Origin of the sequence: Pseudomonas sp. K5002, from assembly GCF_013386655.1 — a bacterium.
In the GTDB taxonomy this organism is placed as follows: domain Bacteria; phylum Pseudomonadota; class Gammaproteobacteria; order Pseudomonadales; family Pseudomonadaceae; genus Aquipseudomonas.
In genome coordinates this window covers 17,071-33,093 of the sequence record NZ_JACARK010000088.1, presented here as the reverse complement: position 1 = coordinate 33,093, position 16,023 = coordinate 17,071, and the positions used below count along the sequence as shown (strand labels likewise).

Here is a 16,023-nt window from a genome sequence, read left to right as displayed (position 1 = left end):
CGCCGCCGCACTCGAGCGCGCCGCGTCGCCCAAAGGCCCCGAAGTGCGCGGCGTGGTACGAGTGTCTGCCAGCGAAGTGATCGGCGTGGAAGTCCTGCCGCCGATCATCACCCGCCTGCGCCAACAGCACCCGCACCTCAAGGTCGAACTGGTGCTGAGCAATCGCCTGCTGGACCTGCTGCAACTGGAGGCAGACATCGCTGTGCGAATGGTCCGACCCAGCCAGGAACAACTTCTGGCGAAAAGGATCGGCGTTATTGAAGTCGGCCTGCATGCGCGCAACGACTACCTGCAACAACATGGCATCCCCCAGAGCCTGAATGATCTCTCAGCTCATTCAGTCATCGGCTACGACCAGGAAAGCGCCTTCATCCGCAGCCTGGCCGTCAAAGGCTTCGAGCGCAGCGCCTTTTCCCTCAGCAGCGACAGCGACCTCGCACAACTGGCCCTGATCCGCGCCGGCGCCGGCATCGGTGGCTGCCAGGTCAAACTGGCCCGGCAAGACGCCCGCCTGAGCCGAGTGCTGCCGGACGCATTTGCCCTGCAACTGGACACCTGGGTCACCATGCACGAAGACCTGCGCAACAGCCCGCGCTGCCGCGTCACCTTTGACGCCCTGGTGGCCGGTTTGCAGCATTACGTACAGGATTGAGACAGCTTCGCTGGTGAAGAATCAGAGTCCCTCAAACCCTTCATAGACGCCCCCATGTCCGAAGCCTTCGAAGTCCCCAGCCCCCACGAAAAACACGTCGAACACGCCACCGAACATGCCCACCGCAGCGGAGACAATTTCGCCAGCCGCATCGCCGTGATGACCGCCATCATGGCCACCGTCGGCGCCATGCTCAGCTACCAGGCCGGCTCCACCGAAAGCGAAGCGGCGATGGACAAAAACAACGCCGCCATCTTCAAGACCGAAGCCGCCAACCAGTGGAACTACTACCAGGCCAAATCCAGCCGGCAGAACCTTGCGGAGCTGGCAACGCATATTCCGGGTGTTGACGCCAAGCACTACACCGACGAGATCGAGCGTTATAAAACCCAGAAGGAAGACGTGCGCAAACAAGCCGAAAAGCTCGAGGCCACGTCGAAGGAATGGGATGAAAAGTCAGAACAGGCGCTGCATCAGCATCACCGCTGGGCGCAGGCGATGACCGCGATTCAGATCGCGATTTCGATGGCGGCGATTACCTTGCTGACAAGGAAGGAGTGGTTGAAACGCATGGCCTATACCGCCGGTGGCATGAGTGTGGTGTTGGGTGGGATGGCGTGGTTGCATATTTGAGAGCTGGATTTTCATCGCCCCTCGAAAGCAGAAATACGACGTCACGTATCGTCGTATTTCGCTGATAGCTATCACCAAACCAAACCGACTATAAAACTCGCCATCGCTCGCAACGTGCCGGAGGTACGAAATGCTTATTACGACTTCGCAAACAAAACCTTCCGAGACACTGCGGGCCGACAGCTTCTGGATGGAAATCTGGCAAAGTGGAGCTTTGAGCATCCAGGAAGCCGAAAGGCGGGCGCAGGGCTCGCGACGCTTAAAAGAGGCCTACTCGTCGGTACCCTTCTACGCGAAGAAGGCAGCTCGAGACTCTCAATTCTGGAGCAAATTTTACGCGAGCCGCGTGAATTCGTAGAAAAGGGCAATCTTGCGGGAATCTTCTACTGACCATCTGATACCCCCCCCTCCTCCTAGACTCACTTATATTCACCAGCCCCCTCGCGTCAGAAAACATCGGCATATTCCGGCATATCCGCTTGGGGTCCTACACCTACTCGCTATATAGTAAAACGCATAACGCCTGACACTATAAAGCCGAGGAAAAGCCGGTGACCGCACAATCATCCAAGGAAGCTGTGGGCGTCGCCTACAGCATCGAGTCAATGCGCTACGCACAGGCCATGACCTGGCGCGCCATCGAAGCGCTGTCCAGGCTCATCCGCCCCGGCATGCTCGAATCCGAAGCCCGCGAACTCGGCAAAAAAGTCCTCGCCGACCTCGACATGCAGCGCATCTGGCACCCCCTGCTGGTGCGCTTTGGCGCCAACACCCTCAAGACCTTCAAGGAACGCTCCGACGGCGACCCGGTGCTGGGGGAAAACGACATCTACTTCATCGACATGGGCGCCGTGTGGCAAGGCCATGAAGGTGATGCGGGGGCGACCTTCAGCACCGGTAACGACCCCGAGCTGAAGGCGTGTGCGAGCGCGGCAAAAGAGTTGTTTGATCGGGTTGAGCGGCGCTGGAGGAACGACAAAGTCGTCGGCCTGGAGCTGTATCGTTTTGCCGAAGAGCAAGCGAAGGAAATGGGTTGGGTGCTGAACCTGGACATCAAAGGGCACCGTGTCAGCGACTTTCCCCATGCGATTTACCGTGGCGGTGATCTTGGGGATTTTGACCAGTATCCGAATGAAGGGCTGTGGATTCTGGAGATACAGATCGCGCACCCGAGCGGGGCTTATGGTGCGTTTTACGAAGATTTGCTGGCTTAACTTTTTCAAGGAATAAAGATGGAACGCTCGACCGAATTTCCCGTGCTGTTGTTTTCCTACGGCACGTTGCAGGACAAGGCAGTGCAGCTGGCCAACTTTGGGCGGGAGTTGGTGGGTCAGCAGGATGCGATGCTGGGGTATTCGACAAGCTGGGTGGAGATTACCGATCCTGAGGTGTTGGCGGCCAGTGGCAAGACCCATCATCCGATTGTTTCGCCGAGCGGGCGGAATGAGGACAGTGTTGAAGGGATGGTGTTTCAGATTACCGAGCAGGAACTGGCGGCGGCGGATGCGTATGAAGTGTCGGACTATAAGCGGGTTTCGGTGGGGTTGGCTTCGGGGTTGACGGCTTGGGTGTATGTGCAGGCTTGAGGGCGTGCAGTTGGTCAGTCGGAGTGATTTCCTACAGATCAATCGGAAGGCATGCCCTGCCGGGTTTGTGAGGTGGGGCATATAGTTCGCCGGTCGCTCTCATAGCGACCGGGTTTGGCGACTCGACTACAAATTGGCAGAGGCCTCCCGGCTAAGTTTGCGGGATGCCCCTACGCGCAATAAGCTGCTCGATGGTAGCTGTGCGTGGGAGACCTTCGGGTCTGCCGGTTTTCCAATTTGTCCGGTTCGCCAACCTGCGTACAGCTGCCACCCTTTTGTTTGGTAACGAATGTGTGGCAGCTCTCCTTAAGCAAACGGAGATTCACGCATGAACCAATACATGGCCCTCACCAGCAACGATTGCGAGACACCTGCCCTTTTTGTAGATACCACTGCGCCGCTGGACGTTTTGCTGGACGCTGCTGGGTATCGAATTCGTGCTGTTACTCAAGTTCTTGAAAATCTGGCACTGCGTGCGGAAATCAGCAGCGATACGGTTGTGCTTAGCGATTTTTCGCTGCTGTGTTCAATTCCATTGCGCGATGGTTGTGATTTGCTGGATGTTATTGGGCGACGTATGGCTACGCAGTGTTCCTAAACCCATTGGCTTAATTTTCCCTGGCACAACCACCTATTCAAACCCCAGAAACCACAAAACCCCTGGCTTCTCTCGAAACCAGGGGTTTTGTTTACATCGAATTTGGCGGTGAAGGAGAGATTCGAATTTAACACCTCTTTCGACCAGAAAACCCCGTATTACGGGGCTTACAGCGCGCATAGTAGTACAAATGAGTAGTACAATCCGCTGTACCACCCCCCCATTTTACGGCGCTCCGATGGCAGACAACCTGATTCAAAAGAAAGGTGAATCCACTTGGTACGTGCGACTGGCAGTGCCTGTAGATGTGCAGAAAGCCATTGGTTGTAAGGTACTTATTCAGTCATTGAAGACGGGACTACGGAAGGTAGCAATGGACGCACGCCTGCCCTATCTCACCCAGTGGAAGGCAAAGTTTGAAGCAGCCAGAGCTTTCAGAAAGGAGTCCCGAGAACAGTGGCGACAGCAGATCGCTGACCAGAGTTTAAAATTTGACACCCTAGTTGATTCTCACCTGCTCGAAGCTATCAAAAACCCATCAAAACCTGCGGGAGGTACTGAACACGAGGTCATGGCACGAAAGGAAAAGTTGGATCTTGAAATCCAATCGTTCCTAGTGGACCTTCAGGCACTTGAAGACAGAGGAGCCAAAGGATTGGTTCAGGCAGTCCGTAATCGACTGGATTTTGATACTGAAGTCACTTCTGACTTGGACAATGTTCAATTTGCCGCTGCCCTGATCCGCCGCGTGACTGTACAAATAGCTCAAGATCGCCACGGTCTCAGTTCTTCTGAAATCGCTGAAGCTAGGGCCATCACAGCAGAGCCGACCTGTTACAAACCCTCCTCACCTATCACTCCATCCCGATTAAAGACGTATCGCGCCTTCAGGGAGAGTCGTGGGGGTGCTGCAAAGCACGTCGATCAACAAGTGGAGAAGATGAAGCGACTGTCAGCCTTCCTCAAGCAAGACGGACGGCCTATCAACTTCGATACGGTAGATGAATGGCTGAAGTCTCTGAATCGTGCCCCCGCTACGTTAGGGCAATACCTCATGGCTGGTACTGCGTTTTGGAAGTGGGCGATGAAATATGACGCAGCTTGGCGTGAAGAATACAAAGACAAGGTGAACCCATTTATAGGCCACGACCTACCACAGGGGGGAGGCTCCGAGACAGCAGGCAAAGACAGGGAAATATACACGCGGGCTGATACTCTCAAGCTGCACCAAGCAGCACTGAACAATAGGGATAAACCGCTTGCAGACCTCATCGTATTGGGCTGGTACACAGGGGCCAGGATCGAAGAATTATGTCGTTTGAGCAAAGACAGCGTGATCACTGTTGACGGCATCCGATGCTTCGACTTTCCGAAGAGCAAGAGCAAGGCGAGCAAGCGTGTGTTGCCAATCCATCCGAGCCTGGCCACTACCATTGAACGCCTGTGCGAAGAAACTACTGATACCTTCCTGATCCCCACCAGCTCACACGACCAATACGGCAAACGCTCCCACGCGAAATCCAAGGCGTTTGGTAGATTACGGACAGCCGCAGGCTTCAGCAAACTCCACGTGTTTCATAGTTTCCGACATACCGTAATTACTGAGTTGATCAGAGCTGACGTACCAGACGCATTGGCAAAAGAAATGGCTGGACATGAAACGGGCTCTGTCACCCACGACGTGTATTCGAAAGGTGCGAGTACAGCTCAGAAACTCGCAGCAATCTCCAAACTCCCGTCCCTGAAAACAGAACTGTCTGGTGACGACGCAACGATATTTTGATTGCCACGCGTTCCTGTGTGAATTGTGAAAAACGGTGTGGACAATGCTCAGCAGAATTCACGTACGCGCGCACCATCCTTTCATGGCTTTATTAAATCATCCATGGCTCTGTGCTATCGTAATTTTCGGGCTACATTACGCCCTTAACTCAAGCTAAGGAGAAGCCGAGTGGTAGACGCAAATGAAGAGTTCGTGAGCATGCCCTACACCTATTATAAAGGTGAGGAAGCGCCGGTGGACGGGATGGTGGATGTCCTGCAAAGGATGCAGTTCGATTCTCGTTTTGTGCGGGGCGTGGTGGCCACGCAAATTGCAATGACGCTTAAGGAGCAGGGAGTATTTGTGTGGCGTGACGGGTATGCTTTTATCGGCGGGACCAATAAGGTCGATAAGTTCTCGGGCGTGGATATTGTTGTCGATGGGTCATTTGAGACATTTACTCTCCAAGCCTATGACGCTGCCACCACAACTCCCTGAAATTTAGAATCGGCAATCTGGTGAGACTTCTCGTGCGCTTAGCTCTGAAATCCGATGGGTGAGCGTCGGGAAACGCTGTTCGCCGATTAACTGTTCTTCAAGGAATCAGGTGGCGGAATCGTACCGAGGCGGGAAACGATATGGCAATGACTTGTGACAGGGGGTGACAGCACTTGTGACAAAGCACCTTCTCATGGCCTCATGCACAGACGCTGGCCAAAACCCAATCCGAGGACGATGGGCTCTGAGTTTCTGGGTACCCCTTAACTTTAGAGAAAAGTTAGAGTGCTCTATATTATTTGGATTATAAGGTTTTTTGCAACAAACACTGACACAGGACACTTAAAGCAAATCACCAAACTTTATTAACCCCTACTATATGGACGAGTCAAGTATGAGCATAGAGCGTCGCCACCAAGTTTTTGTAAGTTCCACATATGAGGACCTTCGCGAAGAGCGACATGAAGTAATACAAGCTTTACTTGAGCTGGACTGTATCCCAGCGGGAATGGAGCTATTTCCAGCGACTGATGAAGATCAGTGGAGCCTGATAAAGCGAGTGATAGATGAGTGTGACTATTACATTATAATTATCGGAGGCCGCTATGGATCGATCGGCCCGCAGGGTATAAGCTATACCGAGCAGGAATACCGGTACGCACTAGAAACTGGCAAACCAATCATCGCATTCCTTCACAAGACACCAGCGAATATAACCGCAGCAAAAACTGAAAACAATTTTGAATCAAAGGTATTACTGGAAGAGCTCCGTGCTTTGACTCAAAAGAAAATGTGCAAGTATTGGGAAACGTCAGCAGAACTTGGCTCAGTCGTAAGCCGTAGTTTGGTAAGATTGATAAAGACTCATCCGATGCCGGGCTGGGTTCGTGCTGACAAGGCTGCTGCATCTCTTGCTGCTGAAGAAGTGCTTCGTCTTCGCAAAATAATAGATGACCTAAAGGAGAAGCTCAATAAGTCACTATTTGAGGTTCCAGAGGGAGTGAGCGAATTGGCTCAAGGGGATGAAGTTTTCCCTGTGGCATTTGAGTTTAATACGGATGATGAGAACGGCGAAGTCTGGAATTTCACTCGCGTTATCAGGATCTCATGGAACGACATTTTTGAAGACATAGGTGCGCTTATGCTTGACGGCTTAAGTGATCATGAGTATCAGGAAGGACTTAATAAAATTGTAGAAACCGACTACATTGGCAGCACCGAAATGGAAAGTGACGAGGAGTTGAAAGGCCATGATAGCCTTAGGAATTTCAGTGTTGTTTGGCGTGATGAGCAGACAATAAAGATTCAGTTAAGAGCTCTCGGTCTTACTGAGTATAATAGTGAAATATCAAAGTGGAAGCTTACACCGCATGGTAGTAGTGTGTTGCTTAAGCTCCGAGCCATACCTAAAGGCTACTTCGATCAGATTGAGAGAGTTGATGAGACTTCTGGGGTTCCTGAGGCTCCTGAGGTTCCGGTGTAATTAGCTTGAGTCGGTTCGTGATTAATGCAAAGGCAGAAGCTTGAAGTTTGCAGGCTAATTTCATTTCAGGTAAGTGATAAGCTCGACAGGTAGACCCCCTGTTGGTTTATCACCCTGAGCGTAGGCTGCTAAAAGCGTAAGCGTTCAATAGCTGAAGTGATGGTATTTGCGTTAGCATCGAGTGTGATCAATGCAACCATTATGCTCTCAATAACGTTGGTTTAAACTCGGCGAATCCATGCAATATTCTGGCTTCTAGAAATTATATAGATTGGTCTGATGAGTTTAACCACATAGCTTTCTGAAAGCCCCCCCCCCTGTCAGACAATGCTGAAATTCTGAATGGTGACACCGGGCGTTGTCTGAGGCTGCGTATGAGAAGCGAGCGCGAATCTCACTACCTTACCCGGCTTTATTGTTGCTCTGGTGGCGTTACAGAAAGAGTGAGGCTAAGGCGCTCCATCATACGTTTCACTGTCATTGGAGCGAATTCTTTCCCGCGTGCGGTTCTAATACCTTTGGCGTTCAAGCATTTTGCAATGGCCGCAAATGTTGGTTGAAAATCATAGAGGCCAGCTTTCAATTCCACCTCCAATGACTTCGCACGTTTTTTTTGCATTGCCTACTTTCGCCTTCATAGCAGCACCGTTACCGATGGCCCAAGCCTTCGCACGTCCAGCATCACGACGCGCAATCTTGGCTTGAGCTTCAGCATCTCCGTTGGAAGCGTTGAAGCTTGAGCATGAGCGCCTACTTTGGACGCTGAGTGACTTGTATCCACGGGAGACGGAGCGACAGAGATTACGAACGACGTTTGCCTGCGGCGATCATGCTAGGGGTGAAACTTGACCGGCGCTTATGTTTTTACCCATTGACGCAGCCAGTAATGTTAATATGCCATCGCGCCGATCTTTGAGATCGAGCGATTCTTAATCAATGTCAGTCAGAAGTGCTTCCGATGGTTTGAGCGAGGGGAAGGTGACGGCATAAAATATTATTTAGGGGAGAATGTTTGTGGCATATAGAAATGGAAATTACTGCGCCTTCTACGTTTCCGAACCATTCAACGCGAGCACGTTGGGTGCGCATGCGACAAGAGATTTTAATTACTACAATATGTTAAAGGCTTGGAAGTCGTTGGATGCATCTTATCCTTTCAACGACTCGCATGCCAAAACATATAGCGTTCGAGATGGTAGCAACTGGGAAACAACACTGAAGCCACGATTGCGTGAGCGTTTGCAGGCTTCAAAGAATATCGTTCTCATCCTAAGCGGCAAGACATTTGAGTCGAGGGCAGTTAAGGAAGAAATTGAGTATGGTATCGAGAATCAGGGTTTGCCTGTTATTGTGATTTATCCTGACTATAGCGAAAAGTCGGATTTAGTAACGAATGGTGAGCTGAAATCTGAAATCAAAGCTCTATGGAATAAAACTCCAACTTTTAAATCATTGAAAGCTAAAGTTCCGGTGTTGCACGTCCCAATGAAAAAAGATCTTATAAAGAATGCATTGGAGCTTAGTGAATTCACCATTTCAGGCAAAACAGGAACTGGAGACTTTTGGTTTAAGATCTGATTCTGCAGAGCATGTTGTTTCTTTTGGTGGAGGGGCGAATGGCCAAGGTAAAATTTACTGACAAAAGTTTGTGGATAGACTTTAAGGATAAAGTATCGTGGATTAGCACAACTGTTTCACTAATGTTGATATTTGTGAGCATTCCAGAACAATGCAAATATACTGCAGGGTTTCTTTTTTTGCTCGGACTATTTATATTTTATGTTGTTAGTTGGTACGCGGCAAATCGTCTGAAGGTAGTCGACCTCGATATTGAGGGTAGCACTGTCACTGTGAAGGCGGGGGATTTGTTTAAAGAGGAAGACTTTAAAGTTATTGCCTTTAATGAATATTTTGATACTCAGGTTGATGATAGAATCATATCGTCCAAATCGCTAAACGGGATTTTTATAAATGAGCATCTTCCGGAAACGCTGAATGACTTGGAAGAATACTTCCAAAAATATCAGTTCGAGAATGGTGATATAGGGCAACTCAACGAGGATAGGTGTGCAGGCAAGAAACAGAAGTACGAGATAGGTACGGTGTGTGTCTACAAGGACTTTATCTTGGCAGCATTTACTAAGTTTGATGATAGTAACAGGGCTGTACTTACCATGCCTGAATATCTCGCCTTTCTTATTAAGTTCTGGGATAAGATTAATCAGGTTTACGCTCAGAAAAGTGTTTCGGTTCCCGTGTTTGGTTCGGGCATTACTCGTATCAAGGAGCATAAAGATATTAGTGATGAAGACTTGCTTAAAATTATGCTTTGGACTTTTAGGATTAGTGAAATGCGTTTCAAGTATCCTGCAAAACTTACTATCGTCATACATGAAAGCAAAATAGACAAAGTGAATCTGCTAGATTTTAGGATGGCTAAAAATGGACTTTAGTTCTGATTGAGCTTGGAACTTTAAATTTTTGGTGCTGATTGTGATGCTTCTCTAAGCGTCTCAAACCTAAATACCCAAACTCTGTATTTTGAATCTCAATTTTAAGCCGAGCTCATATGTTCAGGCTACTGCAATCCGGTGATGGTTATCCTTGTATATAGGTCACGAAGGTTTAACCACCTAGTTTTCCAGTAGACAACCCTCGCCCAACAAACACCAAATCCCTGAGAGCCTGTCCGATTTGCTCTGAGACTATTAAATTGGACGGTGCTGGGTATAGGTCTGACGTGTTTAATGCCCTAGCTCTTATGGCAGACCACCCAGCCCAACAAATGTAGAATCCGTTGAGGTGGTCGGGATGCCGTCTGATCCTGCATAGAATCGCGTGCATGAAGCGCTAGCTGAATACGAGCGTGACGCACGCACTCATTCTTTATCGTTGCTTACAGAAGCTCTGGCTAAAATCAGAATACAAACTCATGGTACATGGCTGCCACTTCTGCACGAGTGATACCGATGTACGACATTGTTACCGCTGGACTGGAATGGTTCAGTGTCTTGCAGATCATCTCAATTGAAACACCACCGTTGTACATCAACCACCCACGGGTTTTACGCATTGAGTGCGTACCTAGTCGAAGACTCATCTCATCACCCACGGCTTTGAATGCAGCGCCTACTGCAACGCGGCTGACAGCCTTTTCCTTCGCCCGGTTGCTATCCACTTGAAATAGGAACGTGTGCGTTGGGTGTGCCTTCCTGCGACGTTCGATGATCGCCTTGGCGGAACTATTCAAATCGATGTACCGGGTCTTACCGGTCTTGCTCTCTTTGATCGTCAGGATGTCGCCTTTCACATCGTCGAAGGTCAGGCTGAGCAAGTCACTGATACGGAGTGCAGTGTTCACACCGAAGCGCCAGATGTCCGCATAAAGAGGATTGCCCTTGGCGTTGAGTGAAAGCTTGCGGGAGATTGTCTCTGCTTCGCCGGTTGTCTTCACTGCTTCTACTATGTTCATCTAATTTGCATTCCGCGTGACTTTCACTTGATATGTAAATTAGAGCATGAACCATTAGGCTATAGCAAGAGTTTTCAAGGGTCGGCTTATTTACACAATGCTATTGTGTTAATTAGAAGCCGGGCTTGATCAAATTTGACGCAGCCGGTTGATAGCGATGGTTATGGCTGACGCGTTCGCATCGAGAGTTTCCAATGCGGTAACGGCGTTTTCATGCGTAGCGGTTGAGCCTGTTGACCGCGCCCACAAAGAGAGTTCCTCGATTGCCGCACCAAGCGCGTGCTGGTTGTGAAGTAGGAGTGTCAGGGCATCAGCGGTAGCGATGTTTGCGTGGTTGTTGTCTGGTATGGTTGTCGTCCTTGGGGGTGTTGGACGATCATAACTCAGCGAGTGTGTGACGGCGTGTAGTGGCATCTGAGGCGTGATCGACACACCAGCCATTACCAAGTCATGGTTGGCACTAACATCGTATAGCGGCGATCACAGCCGGTTTGTGATGGGCGATCATCTCTCGCTGGGTTATTGTCGGTTATATTCCAGAATTTGATGGAATTGCATTCAACCTGTGCGGAAATGGGGAGGGATTATTAAACGTGCTTGACGCAAAATGGCATCACCCCTATATGGAATGCCACCTGTAGCGGAGATGGGTGCGCAAATTCAAGTTTGATGGTGTGGTGGTGATCCTGATACGTTCCTGATAACGATCAACCCTGATGACAACCGAATGTTGTACGAATGCTTAAATGGAAAATATCATCATCCACAAAAAGCCCCTGACGCTGTGTGAGCAGTCAGAGGTCGGTAGGCTTGGGTTGGTATTGAGTTGAGCGTAAAGCCTTTCAGGCGCGACCATGGAGCGTTACAGCTATCATCAAATGACGATGGTGAACCATCAAGAGTATGATTGATGAGAATGTTGTATCACCGTTCAGCGGTGAGGAGAGAATGTCTGGTGTTTGGCTTCACTTTCGTTCTCTCCCCTGAATGTTCTCCAGTTGTATTACTGTGTACGTTTACACAGAGAGTGCTACATCTGATTGACAATCAGGAATGGCTCTAGAGAAGTTTGTTAACTCCATATACAAAGACGTGTCCGCAAGCTGAACGAAGTGAAGTGCTTTTCAGTAGAGATGAGTAGCGATAGCCATCTCGCTTTTGACTTGTCTTCTGTGAAACAGGGTAGTTGTTCCCTGTCGTACACGACAGAAAATAATACTTCTAAATATATACTTCCTATCGTATACGATAGAATAGTCATTCTTTAAAGATAATACTCTTTATTTTTTGAGATGTCTTACATCTCTCTTTCTCTTGCTATTCTTATATAACTACTATCTCGTATACGAGATAATATACATCTTCTAATATAACAAGCTCTTGATCTTTAATATAAAGCTTTTGATCTTATGCTCACTCGTTATCACTCGTTCGCTTAAGCTCCATTATACAGGTATTTTTCCAGTTGTCAAGACCCATTCCTATTTGGTGACCATTCTCGTTTGGGAAAGTGGAACGGTCACCACCTTTCCTACAGGCAAGCAAAAGCCCCGGCACGCCTTGGTAGGGCGTCGGGGCGATGTTGGGTAGGATTGCATTGGGAAACGCTCTCAGAACGCGTTATACGAGGTTCTGGCTTGTGTCGCTGTGTTAGTCCGGCACTGGATCACTCGGTTACCCGGGAATGACCAACGGAGTAAATGTATTTAGCACTTCTTTGTCTATCTCTGAAATTCGTTTGTTGCGAGCGTCATCAACCCTCTTTTGTTCTTTCGCTTCAGCTACTTGCAATAGTTGTTGACGTAGCAAGTCTTGATATCGAGTGTGCTCAGCTTGCAGGAATTCAACATACTCAGCTTTAACTCGAATTCGAATGTCATCAATATCTTTCTGCTGCTTATCGTCTGGCTTGATCATCCAGCACGAATGATTGAGTGATTCGTGTGTAACACCTTGATTGCGAGCTACGGTGTATCCCTCTGCTATTTTCGAAGCTACCAGCTCAAGAAAGTTATGAGGCAGTGGAGAGCGTACATGTTCCATGCACTCGGTTGTGCCACGGTACACATTGACCCAGCCCTGCAGCCTTACTTCAAACTCAGCATCATCCCATTTTGGTGGTACGCCGCTAATCTTAATCTTGTCAGTCATTTTGTTTTTTCCTTTTTCTGTCTAATGTGATTTACCATCTTTTGGATGATGGTTGTTCTGTATTCTTCATCACTCAGTTTAGTGATGGTATTGTTAACGATGGTGATTGTATTTGAATCACCTGCAACGCTATCAACGCTCTGTACTTTTACCACTTGTTCCAGATGTTGTTTTGTTTGTTGTTGCATTGCACGTCGTCGTTCAGCCGCCTTTGCAATACCACGACTAAAGTGATTAAGACTAGTATTCATCGCAATCCCTCCATAGCTTCATGCAAAGCACTGACACCATATTCGTTAACCAATCGGTCAAGCTGTGTAGTGACACGACGGCATTCGCAATGGTCGCTAACGGCAATGGCAGATTGTTGCAAATGGAAGTAGTGCTTTATCTGAGCAACGGCAAGGTGGCGTTCCAGCATGGGTGTTGTAATTTCATTAACTGTGTTCATCGCTATATAGTCCTTTTTGTTTGTTTGTTTGTATTGGACGACACGTGACATATGACCGATTTGGCAAGTTCAGCCCTTATATAACGTGGATTACAGACGTGTTAAAACGACATGACATAGGGTGGCCGGGGTACACATTACCCCGCCTATAATCGCACTACAGGAGCTTCTATCGGCATCTGCTTAGATACGCCTTTGCCACCAACGTGCCGGTAAAGAATACTTCCGACAGGTCGTGATGATTGGCGTTTGGATTGTTCTCTATCCAGTGCCGGATAGTTGATTCTCGATCGGTCGGCACAGTTGATTCTCGTTCATTAACGTAACGGGTAGATACAGGTTTAGCTTTACCAGTTTCCCCATTGCCAACTTGGTCGGCAACGAAACCAGAACGTGACATCAAGTCACCGATGTCAATGAGTGTGGAGTTTAGACGGCGTGACATTGAGAGCAGGTGTTGAAGAGACTTGTCACTGGCAGGAATGTATCTGTGCATTGTGGTGTCAGTTGGTTTCTCAGCTTCAGTCGTGACGTTGATAATCAGGTTTGAACCACGGTGTAGTACGATGTATGGATTCATTTTTATTCCTTTATGCGATACTTCTATCCTCTTGTGTAGGTGGAATGTATTTTGATTGAATGGATGGTTAGGTGTTATGCAACTTTCTCTTTTCGTCAGCACGTCGAAGATTGTTCGTGACGGTGCTCAAAATGACCTGCAAGCAATGTTGGTGGTTTGTTCGACCGGTCCTAAGCATCAGTGCTTCAAGTTGTTTTACGGCTTCTGGATTCAATCGAATCAACATTGTGAACCCTCATTGGACATTACGCGATCATGTGCATACTGGGTAATTGTTACGCCAGCAGCATCAGCAGCACTCTTAACCAGTGCGAAGTTTTCAATATCAAGCATGAATGACACTGGCAGTTTGGTAATACGGGAATGTCTCCATGCTTTCGCACGGCAAGCCGCGTTACAGGTCAGCGTTTGCGGACGTCGATTGATTAGTTCTTTATTGCAGGCGATGCAATGGGTTGTACCCATAAAATGTACCTCGGCATGTGATTATTTAGTGTTTGTTAGTGTTCAATACAGACAAACAAAAACCCATATCTCGTTAAAGAGTATGGGTTTTTGTTTAGGAGAGATTGGTTGGAGGATCAGACCACTTTACAAACCGAGAAGGAGGCAAGGTTTGCATTAGAGGAGTCGCAGTGTTTTCGAGGGCACTGGAAAGATGGCGTGATCTGTTCACTCCAATACAAGTATTCTCTCATGAAATGAGAATAAATGTCAATATCGTAATAGTTGTATTGAACACTTAAATCAACTGTTTTTGTATTTGGTTTTGCTGATTCTGCTCTTTCAAATTCATGAACGACATTTGTTCGGTCCTTTTTCATTTTCCAGTTATCGACTTAACTAATTCTCTAACCCTTCTCAATAGGAAGTACCAAGTATATGAAAGTGCAAATACTCCTAGAAGCAGCACCAGCAGCAGTCGCAGCGGTGCCAGTGGCGACAGCTCCACCGCCAGCAGCACACAACGCCCCCGCAGGACACGCTAGCAGCAGCGGCAGCCCCGCCTAATAGAAGTGCTCCTAGTGCAGTCGATAGGTAAGCGCGCCATCAAGTCCACATTCCAAGCCGAGACCTAATGATCTGATGCTGTGCTCCCGATTTCTTTCAGGAGCCAGCCGCCATGATGCGTCCCGACGCAAAGTTCAAAAATTTTATCTCTATCCCAAGCCCGTCGACTTTCGAAAGTCCATCAACGGCCACACTTTTTTCTATTTGCTCAGTTTTCTATTTGGCATGGCCGCACACCATCAAGCACCTCACACACGAAACCTGTTTTTCCAACCTATATTTCGGGCCAGGAATTCAGCCAACATCGAAGTTGCTCACCCGGCGCGGGGGCTGAGGTTCCGTATACTTTTTGTGAAAGTTTTAGCTCTTGCTAGGGGGGGGCTTCTCATTTGATTCCAGCTTGATGTGGTCCTTCATGAGCAGGAAGAACCGATTAGCCTCTGCTGTTATCGACGTGACACTGTAGAGCGTATCGTAATGCCGCCCAACATTCTCTCGAATTGCATTCAAGTCCAGCCCCTTGCTGTACTCATCTTCTAAGCGTTTGCGGAATTCAGCAGGAGGCATTTTAAGCTCGACAGCACCATGCGTCATCATGATAATTCTATGTAGAGACTCGTTTAGTGCCGGTTCAAAATAGATTGAGAACAGGGCAAACGTCCCGCCCAACTCAACAATCAATCCTCTAAAGTTAGAATACAGCGTTGCTGCCTTGCCCTTGTGCTCAAGGTGCATATCCCAGCTCACCTTTTGGACATCTTGATTCCCTTTCTCAAAGGCCATTTCTGCGATCGCAGCGTTCATCTCGCTGTTGGATGCGTGGAGTTGATAAATATTAATGAGGTCAGTAATTTTAGCCACATCCACCACAGCCTTTTTGAAAACCTCCACTTTCAACTTTGCTTCTTCATGCATTTGCAGGTATCGCTGTTGTGTCTGCCAAATATCAGATTTGTAAAGCTCAAGCTGTTTCGCGTACTCAACCTTCACTTGTTCAATTTTGCTTGTAATGTCAGCTATATCTTCTTTAGTCGCTAGGTTTTTGGCTTTCTCTCCGATGTAGCCGGGGAGATAAATTTTAATGAGCAAACCTCCGATAAAAATTGAAACCAACAACACCACATCAACTGCTAATGAGATATCCAT

At 48.3% G+C, this 16,023-nt stretch carries 19 protein-coding genes; 11 read left to right on the top strand and 8 right to left on the bottom strand.

Going from position 1 to position 16,023, the window contains the following annotated elements; genetic code table 11:
* From HX846_RS05480 to HX846_RS05440, 9 genes are all read left to right on the top strand, one after another.
* Positions 1 to 652 (top strand): LysR substrate-binding domain-containing protein (locus HX846_RS05480; RefSeq protein WP_178965091.1); only part of this gene is annotated, 652 nt, incomplete at its 5' end.
* A gap of 54 nt (positions 653 to 706) precedes the next feature.
* Entirely contained in the window at positions 707 to 1,285 is a 579-nt protein-coding gene (locus HX846_RS05475) for a DUF4337 domain-containing protein (protein WP_177067022.1), read from the top strand.
* A 114-nt stretch (positions 1,286 to 1,399) separates the two neighbouring features.
* Complete coding sequence (locus HX846_RS40355) at positions 1,400 to 1,675, top strand: hypothetical protein (RefSeq protein WP_161635744.1); 276 nt, start codon at positions 1,400 to 1,402, stop codon at positions 1,673 to 1,675.
* 161 nt (positions 1,676 to 1,836) lie between these two features.
* A complete protein-coding gene (locus tag HX846_RS05465; protein ID WP_178965090.1) occupies positions 1,837 to 2,499 on the top strand; it encodes a M24 family metallopeptidase in 663 nt (220 codons plus the stop codon).
* A gap of 18 nt (positions 2,500 to 2,517) precedes the next feature.
* Positions 2,518 to 2,871: a gamma-glutamylcyclotransferase family protein gene (locus HX846_RS05460; RefSeq protein ID WP_008434891.1), complete on the top strand. Its 354-nt coding sequence runs from the start codon at positions 2,518 to 2,520 to the stop codon at positions 2,869 to 2,871.
* Positions 2,872 to 3,199: 328 nt separating this feature from the next.
* Positions 3,200 to 3,469 (top strand): hypothetical protein, encoded by a 270-nt coding sequence (locus tag HX846_RS05455; RefSeq protein WP_004371186.1) that lies wholly within the window; start codon positions 3,200 to 3,202, stop codon positions 3,467 to 3,469.
* Between the two features lie 238 nt (positions 3,470 to 3,707).
* Positions 3,708 to 5,252 (top strand): tyrosine-type recombinase/integrase, encoded by a 1,545-nt coding sequence (locus tag HX846_RS05450; protein ID WP_178965089.1) that lies wholly within the window; start codon positions 3,708 to 3,710, stop codon positions 5,250 to 5,252.
* A 198-nt stretch (positions 5,253 to 5,450) separates the two neighbouring features.
* Positions 5,451 to 5,729, top strand: coding sequence for a hypothetical protein (locus tag HX846_RS05445; RefSeq protein WP_178965088.1), 279 nt, complete (start codon positions 5,451 to 5,453; stop codon positions 5,727 to 5,729).
* Positions 5,730 to 6,123: 394 nt separating this feature from the next.
* Positions 6,124 to 7,212 carry a DUF4062 domain-containing protein gene (locus HX846_RS05440; RefSeq protein WP_218645391.1) on the top strand — a complete coding sequence of 363 codons (1,089 nt, stop codon included), beginning with the start codon at positions 6,124 to 6,126 and terminating at the stop codon, positions 7,210 to 7,212.
* A gap of 412 nt (positions 7,213 to 7,624) precedes the next feature.
* Here HX846_RS05440 and HX846_RS05435 read toward each other — a convergent pair whose 3' ends face one another.
* Complete coding sequence (locus HX846_RS05435; protein WP_178965087.1) at positions 7,625 to 7,831, bottom strand: recombinase family protein; 207 nt, start codon at positions 7,829 to 7,831, stop codon at positions 7,625 to 7,627.
* Positions 7,832 to 8,226: 395 nt separating this feature from the next.
* On the opposite strand from HX846_RS05435, the gene HX846_RS05430 reads away from it, so the two are divergent.
* Both HX846_RS05430 and HX846_RS05425 read left to right on the top strand, forming a co-directional pair.
* A complete protein-coding gene (locus HX846_RS05430) occupies positions 8,227 to 8,790 on the top strand; it encodes a TIR domain-containing protein (RefSeq protein ID WP_178965086.1) in 564 nt (187 codons plus the stop codon).
* Positions 8,791 to 8,828: 38 nt separating this feature from the next.
* Entirely contained in the window at positions 8,829 to 9,665 is an 837-nt protein-coding gene (locus tag HX846_RS05425) for a macro domain-containing protein (protein WP_178965085.1), read from the top strand.
* A 464-nt stretch (positions 9,666 to 10,129) separates the two neighbouring features.
* On the opposite strand, the gene HX846_RS05420 is transcribed toward HX846_RS05425, so the two are convergent.
* The 7 genes from HX846_RS05420 to HX846_RS05395 all read right to left on the bottom strand — a co-directional run bounded on the left by HX846_RS05420 (position 10,130) and on the right by HX846_RS05395 (position 16,023).
* Entirely contained in the window at positions 10,130 to 10,684 is a 555-nt protein-coding gene (locus tag HX846_RS05420; RefSeq protein WP_178965084.1) for a tyrosine-type recombinase/integrase, read from the bottom strand.
* A gap of 129 nt (positions 10,685 to 10,813) precedes the next feature.
* Positions 10,814 to 11,032, bottom strand: coding sequence for a hypothetical protein (locus HX846_RS39465; protein WP_256739775.1), 219 nt, complete (start codon positions 11,030 to 11,032; stop codon positions 10,814 to 10,816).
* Positions 11,033 to 12,358: 1,326 nt separating this feature from the next.
* Positions 12,359 to 12,835 (bottom strand): hypothetical protein, encoded by a 477-nt coding sequence (locus HX846_RS05415; protein ID WP_178965083.1) that lies wholly within the window; start codon positions 12,833 to 12,835, stop codon positions 12,359 to 12,361.
* The gene (locus tag HX846_RS05410) at positions 12,832 to 13,086 is read right to left on the bottom strand and encodes a hypothetical protein (protein WP_178965082.1); all 255 of its coding nucleotides are present in this window, start codon (positions 13,084 to 13,086) and stop codon (positions 12,832 to 12,834) included. Before HX846_RS05410 ends, HX846_RS05415 begins: the two co-directional genes overlap by 4 nt.
* A complete protein-coding gene (locus HX846_RS05405) occupies positions 13,083 to 13,286 on the bottom strand; it encodes a hypothetical protein (RefSeq protein WP_178965081.1) in 204 nt (67 codons plus the stop codon). The genes HX846_RS05410 and HX846_RS05405 overlap by 4 nt, the downstream gene beginning before the upstream one ends.
* 169 nt (positions 13,287 to 13,455) lie before the next feature.
* On the bottom strand, positions 13,456 to 13,866 hold the full coding sequence (locus tag HX846_RS05400) for a hypothetical protein (RefSeq protein ID WP_178965080.1): 411 nt from the start codon (positions 13,864 to 13,866) through the stop codon (positions 13,456 to 13,458).
* 1,371 nt (positions 13,867 to 15,237) lie between these two features.
* On the bottom strand, positions 15,238 to 16,023 hold the full coding sequence (locus HX846_RS05395; RefSeq protein ID WP_178965079.1) for a hypothetical protein: 786 nt from the start codon (positions 16,021 to 16,023) through the stop codon (positions 15,238 to 15,240).